Below are 18,813 nucleotides of genomic sequence, written 5' to 3' on the forward strand. Positions count from 1 at the left end.
GGAGCCGGCGATGACGGCCGGTTCGGGCGGCGGGGGCTGGGCGCGGCTGCGGCGGCTGGTGCGGCCCCAGGCGCCGCCGCCAGCCATGCCGGCATCGTCCGGGCCGTCGGCCCCGGCGGCCATGATGGCGGGGCCGGCGAGCGGGCTGTACGGCAAGATGCCGTCCCACGGGGATTTCGTGCGCCGTGGCCTGCCGCGCAGCTTCGTCGATCCCTGGGATGGCTGCATGCAGGCGGGGATGCTGGCATCGGGGGCCGCGCTGGGCGGAATCTGGGCCTGGCTCTGGGACACGGCGCCTCCCTGGTGCTTCCTGCTGCCAGCCGGTGCCTGCGGCCCGCAGCCGGCGGCCGGCGTGCTGCTGTTCAGCCGCGACGCGGGCGGGCGGCGCTTCCCCCTCGCCCTGGCCGCCACCCTGCCGCCCGGGGGCGACGCGCCGGCGGCGGGCTGGTTCGGCGCCCTGCTGCGGCTGGGCGAGGCCGCGCGGGCCGGGGCGATGGACGCGACGGCGCTCGCCGCCGCCCTGCCGGCCGCGCCCTGGCACGACCCGCCGGGCCTCGGCGCCGAGGCGCCCGGCTTCGGCTGGTGGCGGCCGGGCGGCGAATGGAGCGGCCTTGGCGGCGTGCTGCCCCGGCCGGACCGCTTCGCCGCGCTGCTGCCGGCGCCGCCCGGGCCGGGTGGCGAGGCCTGGACCGCGAGCGGCGGGATGGCGGTCGGGGCGCCATCGGCGCGTCCCGCCTACCCCGACGCGCCATCGGCGCGTCCGACTGGCCCCGACGCGCCTGTGGCGCGTCCAGCTGGTCCCGACGCGCCTGCGGCGGGTTTGGCCGGCCCCGATGCGGCTGGAGCGCCCCCGTCGGGCATCGAACCGCCCGTGCCGCCCCTGCCCGGCCTCGGGACGCCGCCGTCCCCCTTGCCGGGCATCGGGGCATCGGTGCCGCTGCCCGGCCTCCGGGAGACGCCCGGGACGGAGCGCGAGACGGCTGCCGTGCCGGGGGCGGGCGTGGCTGCCGACGGCGCGGATGCGCCGGCCGGCGATGCCGAGCGGGGGGCGGCGATCCTTGCCGCCATCGCCGGTCGCGACAGCCCGGCGGGGACCGCCGGGCCGGGGACGGAATCGCGGATGCCGGCCAACGGCACCGCCGACAAGGGGGAGGGGGGATGATGTCGGACCTCCTGATGGAGTCGTCCGCCATGACGCACCCGGGATCGGTGCGATCAAGGAACGAGGATGCTCTGCTCGCCTGCGACGTGGCCGGGTTCTGGGTCGTCGCCGACGGGGCGGGCGGGCATGGCGCGGGCGATGTCGCCTCGGCCGCCATCGTGGCGGCGCTGGCCGACATCCCGCCCGGACTCGGCGCCGCCGCGCTGCTGGCGCAGGTCCGGCTGCGCCTCTCGACGGTGCATGCCGACCTGCAGCGGCAGGCGGCGCCGGGCGGGCTGATCGCCTCGACCGTGGTGGTGATGCTGGCGCGCGACGGGCACTACGCCTGCCTCTGGGCCGGCGACAGCCGCGCCTACCGGCTGCGGCATGGCGCGCTGTGCCGCGTGACGCGCGACCACAGCCTGGTGCAGGAACTGGTGGACCAGGGCACGCTGACCGAGGCGGAGGCGGAGCGGCACCCGCACGCCAACGTCATCACCCGCGCCGTGGGCGGCGACGGGCCGCTGGAGCTGGACAAGGTGGCGGACCGGCTCGCGCCCGGCGACTGCTACCTGCTTTGCAGCGACGGGCTGTTCAAGGCGCTGCCGGAGGCCGAGATCGCCACGCTGCTGGCGGGCGAGGCCACGGCCGCGGCGCTGATCGAGGCGGCGCTGGCGCGCACCGCGCGCGACAACGTCACCGCCGTGGTGATCCGCTGCGCGGCGGATGACGACATGACCATGCGCCTGCCGCCGGCCGGTGCCGAGGCCGGTGCCGAGACGGGCGAGGCACCGGGCTGATCCGACCGGCCGCATCCCGGGCTTCTCCCGTTCTCCCCTACCGGTCCGCCGCCGCGGTCCGGGGCGCGGCCGCCCCGGCTGCCCCTTGTCCCTGCCGCGTGACGCCGGGCGTTGCCGTTCGCGCCGCGAAGGGAACGGCCCGACCTTCGATCCGGCGCGCTTCCCGGGCCGCCGGGTGCGTCCCACCCGGCGTGGGAAGTGCCCGGCGTGGGAAGTGCCCGGTGATGCCGGGGCGGAGCCCCGGACGGCCCCGCCCGGGCGGCCCGACGCACGCCGTGGCGGCGATCAGGCGCCCTTGGCGGCGCGCAGGTCGTAGCTGATGACGCCGCCGGCGGCGGTCAGCTTGTCCTTCACCTCGATGTTCTTGGTCTCGAACTTGGCGAAGTTGATGCTGATGCTCTCGCTCGGGCGGTCGCCGCCGGAGCTGAGGGAGTAGCCGCTCACCGCGCACTGCTCGAACTTGTAGACGAGGTAGGCCTCGGCCTTGCCGCCCTGGGTGCGGACGAAGTGCAGCTCGACCTTCTTGTCCAGCGGGCCCTTCAGCGCCTGCTGGATCAGCAGCGAGGAAGAGCGGTCGAAGGTCTTGGTGACGACCAGCTCCGAGATCGAGGGGATGCTCGCCTCGCGCACGCCCTCGCCGCGGCCGTGCGTCGAGGAGATGCCGCGGCCGACGCCGAGCTGCGCCGAGTGCACCTCGATGAACTTCTCGAAGCCGTTCGACGTCACGTCGCCGTCGATGCCTTCGTACTTGAGGTAGATGGTCATAACGCGATCCCTCCTAGCCTGCCCGCGCCACGCCGGCGCGTCCGGTGATCATTGTGGAGCCGGTCCGGCGCCGGATGCATGAAGCGCTTCACAGCTTTCGGTCCGGTATCGTTCAGCCGAGTTCGTAGCGGAAGCCGCCATCCTCGTTCAGGCCGACCCTGACCGCGCCGATCTCCCCGCCCTCCGCCAGCCGCGCCAGGATGCCGGCGGAAAGCTCGGGCAGCAGGGTGCGGCCGAGGATGGTCTCGATGTTGCGCGCCCCCGATTCGACCTCGTGGCAGCGCGCGACGATGCTGTCGGCCACGGCACCGTCCACCTCGAACCGCACGCCGTAGCTCTCGTCCACGCGGCGGCCGATGCGGGCGAGCTGCAGGTCCACGATCCGGCGCAGGATGTGGTCCGGCAGCGGGTAGTAGGTGACGACGTTGCAACGTCCCAGAAAGGCCGGCTTGAACGACTTGAGCAGGTCCGGGCGCAGCGCCTCGGTGAGCTGCTCGGGCTCCGGCGCCGTCTCGGGGTCGGCGCAGAGCCTGGCGATGGTGTCGGTGCCGGCGTTCGACGTCATGATGATGACGGTGTTGCGGAAGTCGATGTCGCGCCCCTCGCCGTCCTTCATCTGGCCCTTGTCGAACACCTGGTAGAACACGTCCTGCACGCCGGGATGGGCCTTCTCCATCTCGTCGAGCAGCACGACCGAATAGGGGCGGCGGCGCACCGCCTCGGTCAGCACGCCGCCCTCGCCATAGCCCACGTAGCCAGGGGGCGAGCCCATCAGGAGCGAGACCTTATGCTCCTCCTTGAACTCGCTCATGTTGATGACGGTGAGGTTCTGCTCGCCGCCGTAGAGCAGGTCGGCCACGGCGAGCGCCGTCTCGGTCTTGCCGACGCCCGAGGTGCCGACCATCAGGAACACGCCGATCGGCTTGCGCGGGTCGGCGAGGCCGGCGCGGTTGGTGCGGATCGCCTGCGCGATCGCGGCCAGGGCGTGCGGCTGGCCCACCACGCGCTCCTCCAGCCTGTCCTTGAGGTGCAGCACGGTGCGGATCTCGTCGGCCACCATCCGGCCGAGCGGGATGCCGGTCCAGGTCGCCACCACCTCCGCCACGGCCTGCCCGTCCACCACCGGATGCACCAGCGGCTCCTCGCCCTGGAGGGTGCGCAGCGCGGCGGTGGCCTCGGCCAGCTCCGCCTTCGCCCTGTCGAGGTCGACCGGCGACTGCGGCGTCGCGGCATCCTCGCCGGCGGCGGCGGGCTCGGCGGCCGGCCTGCCGCTCTCCACCTCCTGGCGCAGCGCGCGGATGCGCCCGACCAGCTCGCCCTCCTGCTTCCAGCGCGCGCGCAGCGCCTCCAGCTCGCCGGTCAGCCGCTCGCGCTCGGCCACCAGCGCGTCGTGGCGCTTGGCGTGGTCGGCGCCGGAGGCGGTCTCGCGGCCGATCGCGGCCAGCTCGGTGGCGATCAGCTCGATGCGGCGCTGGCGGTCCTCGATCGGCGCCGGGATCGCCGCCTGGCTCATGGCGACGCGGGCGCAGGCGGTGTCGAGCAGCGAGACGGCCTTGTCGGGAAGCTGGCGGGCCGGGATGTAGCGGGCCGAGAGGCGCACCGCCTCCTCCACCGCCTCGTCCAGGATGCGCACGCCGTGGTGCTTCTCCAGCGTCGCGACCAGGCCGCGCAGCATGGCGCCGGCGAGGCCGAGCGCGGGCTCGCCCACCGCCACCACCTGGAAGCGCCGGGTCAGCGCCGCGTCCTTCTCGAAGTACTTCTTGTATTCCGCCCAGGTGGTGGCGGCGAGGCAGCGCAGCTCGCCGCGCGCGAGCGCCGGCTTGAGCAGGTTGGCCGCGTCGTTCTGCCCCTGCTGGCCGCCGGCGCCGATCAGCGTGTGCGCCTCGTCGATGAACATGACGATCGGGATGGGCGAGGACTTCACCGCGTCGATCACGCCCTTCAGGCGGTTCTCGAACTCGCCCTTCACCCCGGCGCCGGCCTGCAGCAGGCCGAGGTCGAGCGAGAGCAGCCGCACCTTCTTCAGCGCGTCCGGCACGTCGCCCGCCGCGATGCGCAGCGCGAGGCCCTCGGCGACGGCGGTCTTGCCCACGCCCGGCTCGCCGGTGAGGATCGGGTTGTTCTGGCGCCGGCGCGTGAGGATGTCGATCACCTGCCGGATCTCGCCGTCGCGGCCGAGGATCGGGTCGATCTTCCCCGCCTTCGCCTGCGCCGTGAGGTCGGTGCAGAACTGCTCGAGCACGCCGCCCCCGCGCGGCGCGTCGCCCGAGGGGGCACCGCCCGGCGCGCCGCCGCCCGTCACGCTACCCTGGGCCGCCGGGGTCGCGGCCGCCTCGGCGGCCTCCTCGCTGCCCTCGGCCAGGGCGGCGAGGTTCTGGCGCACCGCGTTGCCCTCGATGCCGCCGAGGCTCGGCGCGCTGTCGCGCACCTTGCGCTGCAGGTCCTCGTCGGTGAGCAGCGTGGCGAGCAGGTGGCCGGAGCGGATGCGCTGCGCCGGATCCTCCAGCGAGGCGATCAGCCAGGCCTCGCGCAGCAGCGTCAGGATGTCGCGCGAGAGGCTGGGGGCGCGGGCATTGCCGCGCTGCACCCTGTCGAGCGCGCGCGTCAGCTCGGCGGCGACGCGGCCGGCATCGACGCCCTGCCGGCGCAGGATCACGGCGAGGTCGGAACCCGGCGTCTCGACCAGCTTGAGCAGGAAGTGCTCGACCTCGACGTTGTAGTTGGTGCGCGTGACGGTGAGCTTCAGCGCCTCCTGGAACTGCCGCTGGCAGAGCGGCGTCAGGCGGCCGTTGAGAGCCTTGAGGTTGATGTCCACCATGGCCGACGCCTTCCCTGGAGCGGCTCGCGGGGACATCCCACGGCGCGGCGCGGGGACTATCCACGGTGAGCCATGAAAGCCGGCGTGCGGCTTCGCACAGCATGGCGGCACGGCCCGTCGGCCGCGGGCCGGCCCGCTCCGCGTCGCGCCGGCCAACCGGCGGTTTCGGGCGGACGGTATCGGAGGGTCGCGCGGCCGTCCAGCACGGTTGCGTTCCGAATCAGTATTGCCCGTGTTATAAGCGTTTCAGGGGAGTAACCATGGCCGAGGCGTTGCTGGATCTGGAAACGCTGCTGGCGCCGCTGCCGGCGGGCGGCGGGGCGGGCGAGGACCCGCGCGAGGACATCACGCCGGCATCCCTGTACCAGCAGCTGCGCGACCGCCGCTTCGAGGCGCGCGCGGTGGAGCGGCGGCAGGATTCCGGCGACCCCGAGGCGCCCGAGGGCGTGCCGACGCAGTGGCGCGACGTGCTCTCGCTCGGGCAGCGCTGCCTCGCCGGCCAGGGCCGGGATTTCGAGGTGGGGGCGTGGCTGGCCGAAGCGCTGGTGCGCCTGACCGGCCTGTCCGGCCTCGCGGAAGCGGCGCGGCTGCTGGACGGGCTGCTCGACGCCTACTGGGAGAACGGCTTTCCGCGCCTGGACGGCGAGGACGGGCTGGACGACCGCGCCATCGCGCTGGGCGGCCTCTCGGGCAGCGGGGTCGACGGCACGCTGATGCAGCCTCTGCGCCGCATACCGCTGTTTCGCCGCGCCACCGACGGCACCGATGTCGGGCTGCACCTGTGGAAGCAGGCGGAGGACACGGCAGGGCTGCCGGCCGAGGACGAACGCAAGCAGCAGCGCCTCGATGCCGGCGTGCCGGACTTCGAGCGGCTGAGCCAGGAGGCGAAGCAGGACCTGCCCTTCGTGCGCGCGATGCGGCTGGAGGCGCGCGCGGCGCAGGCGGCGTGGCAGGCGCTGGACGAGCGCTTCAGGGAGCGCTTCGCCGGCACCGGCGTGGCGGTCCCCTCGACCAGGCAGGTCGTCGAGGCGCTCGGCCAGATGCTCGAGGTGGCGGACCGGATCGCCGGCCCGCTGCCGCGGGAGGCCGCGCCGGCCATGGCGCCCGACCCGCGGCCGGCCGGCGCGGCCGACATGCCGGCGGCGCAGGGCACGGCGCCCGCCGCCGCGGCCGCCCCGGGCGCCGCCTGGAGCGGGCAGGTGCCCGCGGGCGCGATCGCCTCGCGCGAGGAGGCGATCCACCAGCTCGGCCTGCTGGCCGAGTTCTTCCGCCGCACCGAGCCGCACTCGCCGCTGGCCTACACGCTGGCCGAGGCGGTGCGGCGCGCCCGCATGCCGCTGCCGGAGCTGCTGGCCGAGGTGCTGCCGGACGACATGGCGCGCCGCATGATGCTGACCATGCTCGGCATCAGGCCGGCCGACGGCATGGCGACGCTGTTCGGCGCCGCGCCGGCCGCGGCCGAGGCCGGCGGCCATGCCGATGACGCGTCCGCCCCCGAGGAGGCGCAGCCCGCGGCCGCGCCCGACGAGGAGACGGGCGCCTCGTCCTCCTGGTAGCCGGGCCGGTAGCCGGGCGGGCGGGTCGCGCGGGGTGCCGCGCAAGAAGTGCTCGGGCAGAGGGGCGGTGCGAATGCTTTCCGAAAGCGCGGAAGACATGCCGGGCAACTTCCGTTGACCAGGGTCCGCCCGCGGAATTAAAGTAGTCTGGACGTAAGCTGCCGCGGCGAGTGTTCCGGCGACGTCGCGTCGGATGCGGGCGCGGACGGGGGAGACTGCAGCATGAGCAGCGTGCACGACAAGCTGGCGCGGGTCCGCAAGCCGCGCGTCCACATCACCTACAACGTCGAGACCGAGGACGCGCAGATCGAGCGCGAGCTGCCCTTCGTGGTCGGCGTGATGGGCGATTTCGCCGGCGACCCCGACCCGGCCGCGCCGCTCAAGCCCCTGGCCGAGCGCAAATTCGTCAAGATCGACCGCGACACCTTCAACGACGTGATGAAGAGCATCGCGCCGAACCTGAATCTCAAGGTGGACAACACGCTGGCCGGCGACGGCAGCCAGATGGCGGTCAACCTCAAGTTCCGCTCGATGGACGATTTCGAGCCCTCGAAGGTCGCGGAGCAGGTGCCGGCGCTGAAGGCGCTGCTCGAGACCCGCGCCAAGCTGCGCGACCTGATGAGCAAGGTGGACCGCTCCGAGGAGCTGGAGAACCTGCTGGAGCAGGTGCTGCAGGACAAGCAGAAGCTCGCCGGGCTGTCGAGCGAGCTCGGCCTCGAAGAGCCGAAGAAGGAGGGCTGAGCCATGAGCGCGACGCAGTCCGCCGGCGCCCCCGGCGCCACGACCACGGAGGCCGACGGCCTCGGCCTGCTGGAGCAAGTGATCGGCGCCACCAAGCAGACCGAGCGCGACCGCGCGCAGGAGCTGATCAAGGCGCTGACCGAGGAGGCGCTGAAGGGCACCGTCACCTTCGACAAGAACCTCACCAAGACCTTCGACCGCGCCATCGCCGAGATCGACCGCAAGGTCTCCGAGCAGCTCAACGCGGTGATGCACCACCCGAAGTTCCTCCAGCTCGAGGGCTCCTGGCGCGGCCTGCACTACCTCGTGCAGAACAGCGAGACCGGGCCGAGCCTGAAGCTGCGCCTGCTGCAGATCAGCAAGCGCGAGCTGAACCGCGACCTGACGCGCGCGGTGGAGTTCGACCAGAGCCAGCTCTTCAAGAAGATCTACGAGGGCGAGTTCGGCCAGCCCGGCGGCGAGCCCTACGGCGCGCTGATCGGCGACTACGAGTGGTCCAGCCACCCGGACGACGTCGAGACGCTGCGCCTCGTCTCCAACGTCGCCGCCGCCGCCTTCGCGCCCTTCATCTCCGCCGCCGGCGCCGGCATGATGGGCTTCGCCGACTGGCGCGAGCTGACCAAGCCGCGCGACCTCGCCGGCATCTTCGAGACCGCCGAGTACGCCAAGTGGCGCGGCTACCGCGACAGCGAGGACAGCCGCTTCGTCTCCCTCGTCATGCCGCGCGTGCTCGCCCGCCTGCCCTACGGCGCCAACACCAAGCCGATCGAGGAGTTCGGCTACGAGGAGGCGCCGATCGACCAGGGCGGCCTCGCCCGGGCGATGGACCACAAGGACTACTGCTGGATGAACGCCGCCTACGTGATGGGCGCGCGCCTGACCGACGCCTTCGCCCGCAACGGCTTCTGCACCGCCATCCGCGGCGCCGAGAACGGCGGCAAGGTGGACAACCTGCCGCAGCACGTCTTCACCTCCGAGGACGGCGACCTCGACGCCAAGTGCCCGACCGAGGTCGGCATCGCCGACCGGCGCGAGGCGGAGCTCTCCGGCCTCGGCTTCCTGCCGCTCTGCCACTACAAGAACACCGACTACGCCGTGTTCTTCGGCGCCCAGACCACGCAGAAGCCGAAGAAGTACGACCGGCCGGACGCGACCGCCAACGCCGCCATCTCCGCCCGCCTGCCCTACATCATGGCGACCAGCCGCTTCGCCCACTTCCTCAAGGTGATGGCGCGCGACAAGATCGGCTCCTTCATGGAGGCGACCGACTGCGAGGCCTGGCTGAACCGCTGGATCAACAACTACGTCAACACCAACCCGCAGGCCGGCCCGGAGATGAAGGCCAAGTACCCGCTGCGCGACGCGCGCGTCGAGGTGAAGGAGATCCCGGGCAAGCCCGGCTCCTACAACGCCGTCGCCTACATGCGCCCCTGGCTGCAGATGGAGGAGCTGACCACCTCGCTGCGCATGGTGGCGCGCATCCCGCAGAAGGCGGGCTGAGCCGCCGCGCGGGCGCGGCCGGCACATGCGGCGCGGGGCCTGATTCCGGTGGCGCCGGCGCTGCGCGACATCGTGCTCCGCGGCCGCTACTTCGGCCATGCCGCGCCGGAGGGCGCGGCGGCGCTGGCGGGCTTCCTCGCCGGGCGCTCGCCGGCCGACGCGCTGCGCGCCTGGTTCGGCGAGGAGTCGCTGCGCCTGTTCGCCGGGCTGCGCGGGACGGGCGGCGACGGCGGGCCGGAGGCCGTCTGGCGCGACGCCGTCGCCTGCATCGAGGAGGCGGTGGACCGCGACATCGCGGCGATCGACGCGATGCTCGCCGCCCAGCTCGACCGGGTGCTGCACCACCAGGCGATGCGCCGCCTGGAAGGGCGCTGGCGCGGCCTTTCCTGGCTCGTCGAGCAGGTGCCCCCGGCGGCGCGCATCAGGGTCCGCCTGCTCGACCTGCGCTGGGGCGAGCTGTGCCGCGACCTCGCCCGCGCCGTCGAGTTCGACCAGAGCAACCTGTTCCGCAAGATCTACGAGGACGAGTTCGGCATTGCCGGCGGCGAGCCCTTCGGCCTGCTCTGCGCCGACTACGAGGTGCGGCACGGCCCGATGGAGGGCTACCCGACCGACGACGTGGCGGCGCTGGGCAGCCTGGCCGCCGTCGCCGCGGCCGCCTTCGCGCCGCTGCTGATCGGCGCCTCGCCGGCGCTGCTCGGCCTCGACAGCTTCGCCGGTTCCCCCGTCGCCGCCGACCTCGCCGACGCGTTGCAGACGGCCGAGCGCCAGCGCTGGCGCAGCCTGCAGGGGCGGGAGGACACGCGCTTCCTCGGCGTGCTGCTGCCGCGCGTGCTCGCGCGCGCGCCCTGGCCGGACGACGGCACGCGCCCCGACCGCTTCCGCTACCGCGAGCACGCGCCGGACGCCGAGGCGCGCGTGTGGAGCACGCCGGTCCATGCCTTCGCCGCCGTCGCCATGCGTGCCTTCGCGCGCTTCGGCTGGCCGGCCGACGTGCGCGGCGCGCAGCTCGGCGAGCAGGCGATGGGCGGCGTGGTGGACATGCTGCCCGACGAGCGCTTCCCGAGCGACCCCGAGGGCCGCCCGCCGCGTGCGCCGATGGAGCTCTACCTGACCGACGAGCAGGAGCGGCAGCTCAGCGAGGCCGGGCTGATCCCGCTCGTGGCGCTGGACGGGCTGCCGGAGGCGAGCTTCGGCACGGTGCCCTCGCTGCACCGGCCGCTGCGCATGACCGGCAGCGCGCCCGAGGCCAACCAGCGGCTCTCCGCGCAGTTCAACGCCATGCTGTGCGTCAGTCGCTTCGCGCACTGCATCAAGCTGATGGGACGGGACATGGTGGGCGTGTTCAACAACGCGAACGAGATCGAGATGCGTCTGCAACGCTGGCTCGACGGCTTCTCCAACACCCTGGCGAGCGACGATCCGGGCCTCGCCGCGCGCTACCCGCTGCGCGAGGCGCGCGTCGAGGTGCGCGAGCGCCCCGGCCAGCCCGGCGTCTACGGCTGCGTGATCCATCTCCAGCCGCACTACCAGCTCGACGAGGTGGGCGCCGCCTTCCGGCTGGTGGCCGACCTGGCGGCGCCTCGCGCGGGAGCGGCGGCATGAGCGGCAACGGCAGGGACCCCGGTCCGACCGGTGCCGGGGAGGCGTTCCGCAACGGCGACCTGCCCGGCGCCATCGCCGCCGCCACCGCCGCGGTGAAGAAGGCACCCACCGACGCCAACGCGCGCTGGCTGCTGGCCGAGATGCTGCTCTTCGCCGGCGAGGCGGACCGCGCCGACAAGATGCTGGACGCGGCCGCGTTGCAGGACCCCAACCCGGCGGTGCTGGAATTCCGCAAGCTGCTGCGCGCCGAGGTGATGCGCGGCCAGTGCTGGCGCGAGGGCCGGCTGCCGAAATTCCAGGGCGACGACCCGACGCCGGCGCAGCGCGCCGCGATGCAGGCCGCCGTGCTGCTGCGCGCCGGCGACGCGGCGGGCGCCCTGGCCGCGGCCGAGGAGGCGGAATCGCTCCGCCCGCGCGCGCCGGGCGAGGTGGCGACGGCCGCCGGTACCGTGGCCTTCGACGACCTGCGCGACGTGGACGACCTGTTCGCGCCCAACATCGAGGTGCTGACCACCAACGGCGACCACATCCTGGTGCCGGTGGAGCGCATCCGCAGCCTCTCCTTCGACCCGCCGCGCCGGCCGCGCGACCTGTGCTGGCGCCGCTGCGCCCTCGACCTGCGCGACGGCACGGAAGGCGTGGTCTACCTCCCCGCGATCTACCCGTGGAGCGACCCGGCGACGCCGGACGCGCTGAAGCTCGGCCGCGCGACGGAATGGAGCGAGGAGCCGGGGCCGGTGCGCGGCAGCGGCGCGCGGCTGCTGCTGGTGGGCGAGGAGGCGCTGTCGCTGGCCGAGATCACCTCGCTGAGCTTCGCGGGGTGATGCCGCGGCGGGGCGGCATTTCGGGGAAGGCTCTGCCTTCTCCGGACCCCATCCGCCCTCTGGGGAAGGCTCTGCCTTCCCCAGACCCCATCCGCCAGGAGGGCGAGGCCCTCCTGGACCTCTCTTCGTTTGGCGCCCGGATGTCGAAACGGTCCGGCTTTCCTCATCCATATGGGGTTTCCAAAGGGGCTTCGCCCTTTGGCGGGAGGATACCCAAGGAGGGCAGCGCCCTCCTTGGCAAGGGGGCGCGAGCCCCCGTCGCGCGATGAGCGACCGCCCCCGCCCGCGGGCCGAGACCCGCACCCGCCTGCCGCTGCTCGACCGCCTGCTCGACGGCGGCCAGCCCCTGCCGCCCGGCCACCGCGAGCCCGCGCCCCCCGAGCGCCCGCCCAGCCCCGCCGAGGCGCTGCAACGCCTGCACGACGCGGTGCGCCGCGACCTGGAGGCGCTGCTCAACGCCCGCCGCCGCCGCCTGCCGCCGCCGCCCGAATTGCAGGAGCTGTCGCTCTCGCCCATCGGCTACGGCATCCCCGACGCCGCCGCCGGCACCTTCGCCATCGAGGAGCGCCGCGTCGCCCTGGCGCGCGAGGTGGAACTGGCGATCCAGCGCTTCGAGCCGCGCCTGACCAACATCACCGTCACCCTGCGCCCGCCGGTGCGCGAATTCGAGCGCACGTTGCGCCTGCGCGTCGACGCGATGCTGCGCACCGACCCGATTCCGGAGCCGGTGGGCTTCGAGACGGTGGTCGAGGCGGGTACGCTGGACGTCGCGGTGCGGGAGGTCTGAGCCGTGTCCGGGACGCTGCTGCCCTACTACGAGAGCGAGCTGGCGGCGATCCGCCGGCTCGCCGGCGAGTTCGCCAACGCCTACCCCAAGGTCGCCGGCCGGCTGCGCCTGACGCCCGAGCAGGTGGACGACCCGCACGTGGAGCGGCTGCTGGAGGGCGTCGCCTTCCTCGCCGCCCGCGTGCAGCACCGGCTCGACGACGAGATGCCGGAATTCTCCGACGCGCTGCTGGAGATGCTCTCGCCGCATCTGCTCGCGCCGGTGCCCTCCGTGGCGACCGTGCGGCTGCTGCCGCCGCCGGAACTGGCCACCGCCGCGCGCGTGCCGCGCGGCCTCGCCGTCGAGAGCGAGCCGGTGCGCGGCGAGGTGCTGCGCTACCGCACCTGCCACGACGTCACGCTCTGGCCGGTCGCGGTGGAGAATGTCCGCCTCACCGGCCTGCCGCTGGCAGCGCCGCCCAACCCGCGCGCCGCCGGCGCCGTCGCCTCGCTGCGCCTCACGCTGCGCACCACCGTGCCGGACATGCCCTTCAGCGCGCTGGGGCTGGACCGGCTGCGGCTGCACCTGCGCGGCGTCGGCCAGCACGCGGCGCTGCTGCACGAGCTGCTCTGCACCGCGACCCTCGGCCTCTCGCTCGCCGACGGGCCGAACGACCCGCGCCCCACCTTCCTGCCCGCCGCCGCGCTGCGCCCGGCGGGGCTGGAGAACGAGGAGGCCGCGCTGCCCTGGCCGAGCCGCGCCTTCGCCGGCCACCGGCTGCTGACCGAGTACTTCGCCTTCCCGGAGAAATTCCTCTACCTCGACCTCGACGGGCTGGAGGCGCGCACGGCGCTGCATGCCGGCGCGCGGCTCGACATCTTCGTCTATCTCTCCCGCCCCGTGCCGGAGCTGGAGCGCGTCGTCGCGGCCGAGAGCGTGGCGCTGGGCTGCACGCCGGTGGTCAACCTGTTCCCGCAGCGCTGCGAGCCGATCGCGCTGGACGGCACCCAGGCCGAATGGCTGGTCGTGCCGGATGCGCGCCGGCCGGCCGCGCTGGAGGTGTACGCGCTGGAGTCGGTGCGCCTGTCGCGCCCGGACGGGCGGCGCCAGGCGGTGCTGCCCTTCCACCGCCTCGGCCGTGCCGACCGCGACGAGGAGGTGGCGCCGGTGAACTGGGTGGCGCTGCGTCGCCCGGCCGTGGCGCCGCTGCCCGGCACCGAGACGCGGCTGATGCTGCGCGAGCCCGACTTCCAGCCCGCCGCCCCGGCCGACGCGGTGCTGACCATCGAGGCGCTGTGCTGCAACCGGGACCTGCCGGTGCTGCTGCCCTTCGGCGGCGGCCAGCCGCACCTGCACGCGGGCGGCAGCGCCGCGGTGGGCGGGGTGGAATGCCTCTCGCCCGCCACCCCGACGCTGCGGCCCGTGCTGCGCGAGCGCAGCGCCTGGAAGCTCGTCTCGCACCTCGCGCTGAACCATCTGGCGGTGACGGGCGGCGAGGCGGCGGCGCTGTCGCTGCGCGAGATCCTGCGCCTGCACGACCTGCGCGACGCGCCGGAGACCCGCGCCGCCATCGCCGGGCTGCTCGCCGCCGACGCGGTGCCGGGCGTGGCACGCCTGCCCGGCGGCCGGGCTGGCGCCTTCGGGCGCGGGCTGGACGTGACGCTGACCTTCGACCCGCAGGCCTGGCAGGCGGCCGGGCTGTACGGGCTGGCGGCGGTGCTGGCGCGCTTCCTGGCGTTGCAGGTCTCGGTGAACAGCTTCGTGCGCACGCGCGTCGCGCTGCGCGGGCGATCCGGCCTCGCGGCGGAATGGGCGCCGCGCAGCGGCACGCGGGTGCTGCTGTGACGGCGCCGCCGGAAGGGCCGCCAGGGGCAGGGCCGGCGCCGCCGTCCCCCGGACCGACCCCCGGACCGACCCCCGGCATGGAAGCCGGCGGCCCGCCCGGCCCGCCGGCCGACGACGGAGAGGCAACGATCGTCTGGCGCCGGCCGCCTCTGGCGCCGGCCGCGCCGCCGGCCATGCCTGCCGTCGCCGCGCCCCCGCCGCCCGGCGCCGCGCCGGCAACCCCGGGGACGGTCCCCCGGACGGCCCCCGAAACGGCCCCCGAAACGGCCTCTGAAACGGTTCCCGGGACCGGCGCCGGCGTCCCGCCCGGGGCCGCGGCGCCGACGGTCCCGCCGATGACCCCGCTGGTGGTCGCGCCGATGCTGCCGCTGGCGCCGCCGCCGGAGAGCGCTCCGGCGCGCCCCTTCCCAGCCGGGGCGCCGTCCGCCCCGCCGTCGAGGCGGCCCGACGTCCCGCCGGGGTGGTCCCCGCAGCCTGGCGGCCCGCTGCCGGGCTTCCGGCCGCCGCCGGCGCCCTCGCCGCTCCAGCGGCTGGAGCGGGAGCCGACGCGCTTCACGCTGGACCAGGCGGCCTGGGTTCTGGCACCCGACGGAGACGCGCTCTCGATCAGCTTCCGCACCCAGCCGCGCCTCGGCCTGCCGGCGGGCGAGGTGGCGCAGGCCAACCCGGCGGCACGCGAGCTGGTCGCGCCGACCTTCGGCCTGATCGGGCCGGGCGGCGTGCTGCCGCGCCACTACACGGCGATGGTGGGGGCGGAGCTGCGCCGGCGCTCGCTCGCGCTGCACGCCTTCGTGGACGTGCTGGCGCGCCGCTTCACGGGCCTCTGGGTGCTGGCCGGCGCGAAGTACCGCCCGGCGCGCGATCCCGGCCCCACCGAGCGCGCCCTGGCCGCCGCCATCGGCCTCGGCACGCCGCACCTCGCCGAGCGGCTGGAATCGCCGCTGGCGGCGCTGCTGTTCCACGCCGGCAACCTCGCCAACCGCACCGGCTCGGCCGAGCGGCTGCGGGGCATGCTGGAGGCGGAGCTGGGCCACCGGGTCGAGATCGAGGAATTCGTCGGCGGCTGGCTGCGCCTGCCCGCCGGCGAGCGGACGCGGCTGGGCGGCGGCCGGCAGCCGGGCCAGCACGCGGCCCTGGGCGGGGGCGCGGCGCTGGGCGCGCAGGTCTGGGACCCGCAGGGCCGCTTCGTGATCCGGCTCGGCCCGCTGCGGCTGGCGCAGTTCGAGGCGCTGCTGCCCGGCGCGCCGCTGCACCGGCGGCTGATCGAGCTGTCGCGGCTGCTGGTGGGGCCGGAGCAGGGCTTCGCGCTGAATCCGGTGCTGCGGGCGGACGAGGTGCCGCCGGCGCGGCTCGGGCCGGCCGGGGCGCGCATGGGCTGGACGAGCTGGCTCGGCACCGGCAGGCCGCGCCGGCGGGACGCGGCGGAGGCGATGTTCGCGGGCGGCGACTGACGCGGGCGGCGGGATCGCCGGACGACCCTTCAGGCGGGAAGGGGGGAGGGGGCTTCGCCCCTTCGCGGCGCCGGGCCGGAGCCCTCGATGGGGTGGCGAGCGCCGCCGCGGGGCATGATCCGCCGGCGGCGTCCCCGGCCCGCACCACCCCGGACCCGCCCCGATCGGTTCCATCCCGCCGCCATGCCCGTGGCCGCCCGCCGCCGCGTGGCTGGACCGCGCCGGCGCACTTGGCCATTCTCCGCCCCCTTTCGGGCGCCGGCCGGGCGTCTCCGGCATGCCGGGCCCGGGCCGCGCCCCCTCGCGGAAGACGGAATCGTTCATGGTGGATGGGCCGCGCTACGCGCGCGTGCTGCTGACGGGCGGCACGGGCTTCCTCGGCTCGGCGGCGGCGCGCGCGCTGCTCGCGGCCGGGCACGGCGTGCGCGCCCTGGTGCGGGACGGCACGCCGCGCGACGCGCTGGCCGGGCTCGACCTGGAGATCGTGCCCGGCGACCTGACCGACCACGCCTCGCTGGTCCGCGCGGCACGGGGCGCGGACGCGGTGCTGCACTGCGCCGCCGACTACCGGATCTGGGTGCCCGACCCGGCGCGCATGACGGCGGTCAACGTCGCCGGCACCGGCGCCCTGCTGCGCGCCGCCGCCGAGGCGGGGGCGACGCGCATGGTGCATGTCAGCAGCGTCGCGGCGCTGAAGCCGCGCGCCGACGGCACGCCGGCCGACGAGACCGACGCCGCCCGCCCCGAGGAGGCGATCGGCCCCTACAAGCGCTCCAAGACCGAGGCGGAGCGGCTGGTGGAGGGGCTGATCGCCGAGGGCCTGCCCGCCGTGATCGCCAGCCCCTCCACCCCGATCGGCCCGCGCGACCGGCGCCCGACGCCCACGGGGCGGATCATCCTGGAGGCGGCGCAGGGGCGCATGCCGGCCTATGTCGAGACCGGCCTCAACCTCGTGCACGTGGACGACGTGGCGGCGGGCTGCGTCGCGGCGCTGGAGCGCGGCCGGATCGGCGAGCGCTACATCCTGGGCGGCGAGGACGTGTCGCTGCGCGACATGCTGGGCGAGATCGCCCGCCGCACCGGCCACCGCGCGCCGGTGCGCCTGCCGCGCCTGCCGCTCTGGCCCGTCGCGGTCGCCGCCGAGGCCTGGGCGCGCCTGTCCGGCCGCGAGCCGATGGTGACGCGCGACGCGCTGCGCATGGCCGGGCACCACATGTACTTCTCCTCCGCCAAGGCCCGGCGCGAGCTGGGCCACGCCCCGCGCCCCTGGACCGAGGGCATCGCCGACGCGATCGGCTGGTTCCGGGAGACGGGCATGCTGCCGGCCGGAACGCGGCCCCGGGAAGTCGCGGCTTGAGCCCCGCCCTCGCCGTCGCGCTGGCCGGGGCCCTGGCCTGGGCGGTGCTGCTGCTCGGGCGCGGCGGCTTCTGGCGGTGCCGCGAGAACGACGACGACGCGGCCGCGCTGCCCGCGCCCGCCGCGTGGCCGGACGTCGCCATCCTCGTGCCGGCGCGCGACGAGGCGGAGACGATCGGCGCCACCGTCCGCTCGCTGCTGGCGCAGGACTATCCCGGCCGCTTCCGGCTGCTGGTGGTGGACGACCGCAGCACGGACGGCACGGGCGACCTCGCCCGCGCGGCGGCGGCGGGCGATCCGCGCCTCGCCGTGGTGCCCGGCACCGGCCGGCCGCCCGGCTGGACCGGCAAGCTGAATGCGCTGCGCCAGGGCCTCGCGGCGCTGCGCGAGGGGCCCGCGGCACCGCCCGGCCCGGCGACCGCCGTCCCGGAGACCGCCGCTCCGGCCATCACCGCTCCGGCGATGGCCAGTCCGGCGATGGCCAGTCCGGCGATGGCCAGTCCGGCGATGGCCAGTCCGGCGATGGGCGGCCCGGCGAAGGCGGTGGCCGCTCCGCAGGCGCCGCCGGCCGCCTCGCCGCAGGACCCGCCGCGCTACCTCCTGTTCACCGATGCCGACATCGCCCACGCGCCCGACAGCCTGCGCCGCCTCGTCGCGCGCGCCGAGGCCGAGGGCCGCGCCATGGTCTCGCTGATGGCGAAGCTGCGCTGCGACAGCCCCGCCGAGCACGCGCTGATCCCCGCCTTCGTGTTCTTCTTCGCCATGCTCTACCCGTTCCGATGGTCCAACGACCCAGGCGCCCGCACCGCCGCTGCCGCCGGCGGCTGCGTGCTGCTGCGCCGCGAGGCGCTGGAGGCGGCGGGCGGGCTGGAGCCGATCCGCGGCGCCATGATCGACGACTGCGCCCTCGCCGCGCTGATCAAGCATCGCGGGGCAACGGCCGGGTCGAGGGGCGGCCGCGCCCCGATCTGGCTCGGGCTGACCGAGCGGGTGCGCAGCCTGCGCGCCTACGACACGCTCGACACCATCCGCCGCATGGTCAGCCGCACCGCCTACGCGCAGCTCCGCTACCAGCCGCTGCTGCTGCTCGGCATGCTGCTGGCCCTGTCGCTGGTGTTCCTGGCGCCGCCGCTGCTGGCACTGGGCGGGCTGCTCGCCGGCTTCGGGCCGGCCTCGTGGATCGGCCTCGCCACCTGGCTCGCCATGGCGCTGGCCTACCAGCCGATGCTGCGCCGCTACGGGCGCTCGCCGCTCTGGGGGCTGGCGCTGCCCGCCGTCGCGCTGCTCTACATGGGCTTCACCCTCGATTCCGCCTGGGCCGACTGGCGTGGGCGCGGCGGGATGTGGAAGGGCGAGACGCGGCCGGAGCAGCCCTGAGCCGTTCCGGCCCGACCGTATCGGGCCGGAACGGCTCCAGCCTTTCGGCTTTTCGCGGTTGCCGGGTCGCCGGGTGAGTACACCCGGCCTGAAAATGCTCCAGCCTTTCGATTCGGTGTGCTTTCCGGGCCGCTGCGCGCGCGTGCTCGGCCTGAGAACACGCCGGGGCCGGCCGGGGCAGGGGCGGGAAGCTGCCGGCCCGGCCGTCCGGCGCGGAGCCGGCATCCGCCACCGGCTCGCCGCCTGCCGCCCCGGCATCACACCCCGG

At 75.3% G+C, this 18,813-nt stretch carries 14 protein-coding genes; 12 read left to right on the plus strand and 2 right to left on the minus strand.

From position 1 onward, the window contains the following. Positions 1 to 10 precede the first annotated feature (10 nt). Together tagF and M0638_RS12160 are read left to right on the plus strand one after the other, a co-directional pair. Positions 11 to 1,162 (plus strand): type VI secretion system-associated protein TagF, encoded by a 1,152-nt coding sequence (gene tagF, locus M0638_RS12155; RefSeq protein ID WP_248667257.1) that lies wholly within the window; start codon positions 11 to 13, stop codon positions 1,160 to 1,162. After that, positions 1,162 to 1,941 (plus strand): PP2C family protein-serine/threonine phosphatase, encoded by a 780-nt coding sequence (locus M0638_RS12160; RefSeq protein WP_248667258.1) that lies wholly within the window; start codon positions 1,162 to 1,164, stop codon positions 1,939 to 1,941. The genes tagF and M0638_RS12160 overlap by 1 nt, the downstream gene beginning before the upstream one ends. 285 nt (positions 1,942 to 2,226) lie before the next feature. Here M0638_RS12160 and M0638_RS12165 read toward each other — a convergent pair whose 3' ends face one another. Together M0638_RS12165 and tssH are read right to left on the minus strand one after the other, a co-directional pair. After that, the gene (locus M0638_RS12165) at positions 2,227 to 2,706 is read right to left on the minus strand and encodes an Hcp family type VI secretion system effector (RefSeq protein WP_248667259.1); all 480 of its coding nucleotides are present in this window, start codon (positions 2,704 to 2,706) and stop codon (positions 2,227 to 2,229) included. A 112-nt stretch (positions 2,707 to 2,818) separates the two neighbouring features. Further along, entirely contained in the window at positions 2,819 to 5,524 is a 2,706-nt protein-coding gene (gene tssH / locus M0638_RS12170; protein WP_248667260.1) for a type VI secretion system ATPase TssH, read from the minus strand. Between the two features lie 260 nt (positions 5,525 to 5,784). Between tssH and tssA the strand changes: the two genes are divergently transcribed. From tssA to M0638_RS12220, 10 genes are all read left to right on the plus strand, one after another. Further along, positions 5,785 to 7,080: a type VI secretion system protein TssA gene (tssA, locus tag M0638_RS12175; protein WP_248667261.1), complete on the plus strand. Its 1,296-nt coding sequence runs from the start codon at positions 5,785 to 5,787 to the stop codon at positions 7,078 to 7,080. A gap of 222 nt (positions 7,081 to 7,302) precedes the next feature. After that, positions 7,303 to 7,821 carry a type VI secretion system contractile sheath small subunit gene (gene tssB / locus M0638_RS12180; RefSeq protein ID WP_248667262.1) on the plus strand — a complete coding sequence of 173 codons (519 nt, stop codon included), beginning with the start codon at positions 7,303 to 7,305 and terminating at the stop codon, positions 7,819 to 7,821. Between the two features lie 3 nt (positions 7,822 to 7,824). Next, positions 7,825 to 9,321: a type VI secretion system contractile sheath large subunit gene (tssC, locus tag M0638_RS12185; RefSeq protein ID WP_248667263.1), complete on the plus strand. Its 1,497-nt coding sequence runs from the start codon at positions 7,825 to 7,827 to the stop codon at positions 9,319 to 9,321. Positions 9,322 to 9,369: 48 nt separating this feature from the next. Next, positions 9,370 to 10,926: a type VI secretion system contractile sheath large subunit gene (gene tssC / locus M0638_RS12190; RefSeq protein ID WP_248667264.1), complete on the plus strand. Its 1,557-nt coding sequence runs from the start codon at positions 9,370 to 9,372 to the stop codon at positions 10,924 to 10,926. Beyond that, positions 10,923 to 11,750: a type VI secretion system accessory protein TagJ gene (locus tag M0638_RS12195; RefSeq protein WP_248667265.1), complete on the plus strand. Its 828-nt coding sequence runs from the start codon at positions 10,923 to 10,925 to the stop codon at positions 11,748 to 11,750. Before tssC (M0638_RS12190) ends, M0638_RS12195 begins: the two co-directional genes overlap by 4 nt. Before the next feature lie 265 nt (positions 11,751 to 12,015). Then, positions 12,016 to 12,537 (plus strand): type VI secretion system baseplate subunit TssE, encoded by a 522-nt coding sequence (gene tssE, locus M0638_RS12200; protein ID WP_248667266.1) that lies wholly within the window; start codon positions 12,016 to 12,018, stop codon positions 12,535 to 12,537. Between the two features lie 3 nt (positions 12,538 to 12,540). Beyond that, the gene (gene tssF, locus M0638_RS12205) at positions 12,541 to 14,361 is read left to right on the plus strand and encodes a type VI secretion system baseplate subunit TssF (RefSeq protein WP_248667267.1); all 1,821 of its coding nucleotides are present in this window, start codon (positions 12,541 to 12,543) and stop codon (positions 14,359 to 14,361) included. A 335-nt stretch (positions 14,362 to 14,696) separates the two neighbouring features. Beyond that, complete coding sequence (gene tssG, locus M0638_RS12210) at positions 14,697 to 15,812, plus strand: type VI secretion system baseplate subunit TssG (protein ID WP_248667268.1); 1,116 nt, start codon at positions 14,697 to 14,699, stop codon at positions 15,810 to 15,812. 322 nt (positions 15,813 to 16,134) lie between these two features. Continuing rightward, complete coding sequence (hpnA, locus tag M0638_RS12215; protein WP_248667269.1) at positions 16,135 to 17,169, plus strand: hopanoid-associated sugar epimerase; 1,035 nt, start codon at positions 16,135 to 16,137, stop codon at positions 17,167 to 17,169. Beyond that, positions 17,166 to 18,545 (plus strand): glycosyltransferase, encoded by a 1,380-nt coding sequence (locus tag M0638_RS12220; protein ID WP_248667270.1) that lies wholly within the window; start codon positions 17,166 to 17,168, stop codon positions 18,543 to 18,545. Before hpnA ends, M0638_RS12220 begins: the two co-directional genes overlap by 4 nt. Positions 18,546 to 18,813 lie beyond the last annotated feature (268 nt).

Origin of the sequence: Roseomonas acroporae (genome assembly GCF_023223525.1) — a bacterium.
In the GTDB taxonomy this organism is placed as follows: Bacteria; Pseudomonadota; Alphaproteobacteria; order Acetobacterales; family Acetobacteraceae; genus Roseomonas_E; species Roseomonas_E acroporae.

What these genes read in the sequence shown, in the direction of transcription:
- tagF (WP_248667257.1), top strand. Translation starts at nt 11, where the DNA reads ATGACGGCCGGTTCGGGCGGCGGGGGCTGGGCGCGGCTGCGGCGGCTG.
- M0638_RS12160 (WP_248667258.1), top strand. Translation starts at nt 1,162, where the DNA reads ATGTCGGACCTCCTGATGGAGTCGTCCGCCATGACGCACCCGGGATCG.
- M0638_RS12165 (WP_248667259.1), bottom strand. Translation starts at nt 2,706, where the DNA reads ATGACCATCTACCTCAAGTACGAAGGCATCGACGGCGACGTGACGTCG.
- tssH (WP_248667260.1), bottom strand. Translation starts at nt 5,524, where the DNA reads ATGGTGGACATCAACCTCAAGGCTCTCAACGGCCGCCTGACGCCGCTC.
- tssA (WP_248667261.1), top strand. Translation starts at nt 5,785, where the DNA reads ATGGCCGAGGCGTTGCTGGATCTGGAAACGCTGCTGGCGCCGCTGCCG.
- tssB (WP_248667262.1), top strand. Translation starts at nt 7,303, where the DNA reads ATGAGCAGCGTGCACGACAAGCTGGCGCGGGTCCGCAAGCCGCGCGTC.
- tssC (WP_248667263.1), top strand. Translation starts at nt 7,825, where the DNA reads ATGAGCGCGACGCAGTCCGCCGGCGCCCCCGGCGCCACGACCACGGAG.
- M0638_RS12195 (WP_248667265.1), top strand. Translation starts at nt 10,923, where the DNA reads ATGAGCGGCAACGGCAGGGACCCCGGTCCGACCGGTGCCGGGGAGGCG.
- tssE (WP_248667266.1), top strand. Translation starts at nt 12,016, where the DNA reads ATGAGCGACCGCCCCCGCCCGCGGGCCGAGACCCGCACCCGCCTGCCG.
- tssG (WP_248667268.1), top strand. Translation starts at nt 14,697, where the DNA reads ATGACCCCGCTGGTGGTCGCGCCGATGCTGCCGCTGGCGCCGCCGCCG.
- hpnA (WP_248667269.1), top strand. Translation starts at nt 16,135, where the DNA reads ATGGTGGATGGGCCGCGCTACGCGCGCGTGCTGCTGACGGGCGGCACG.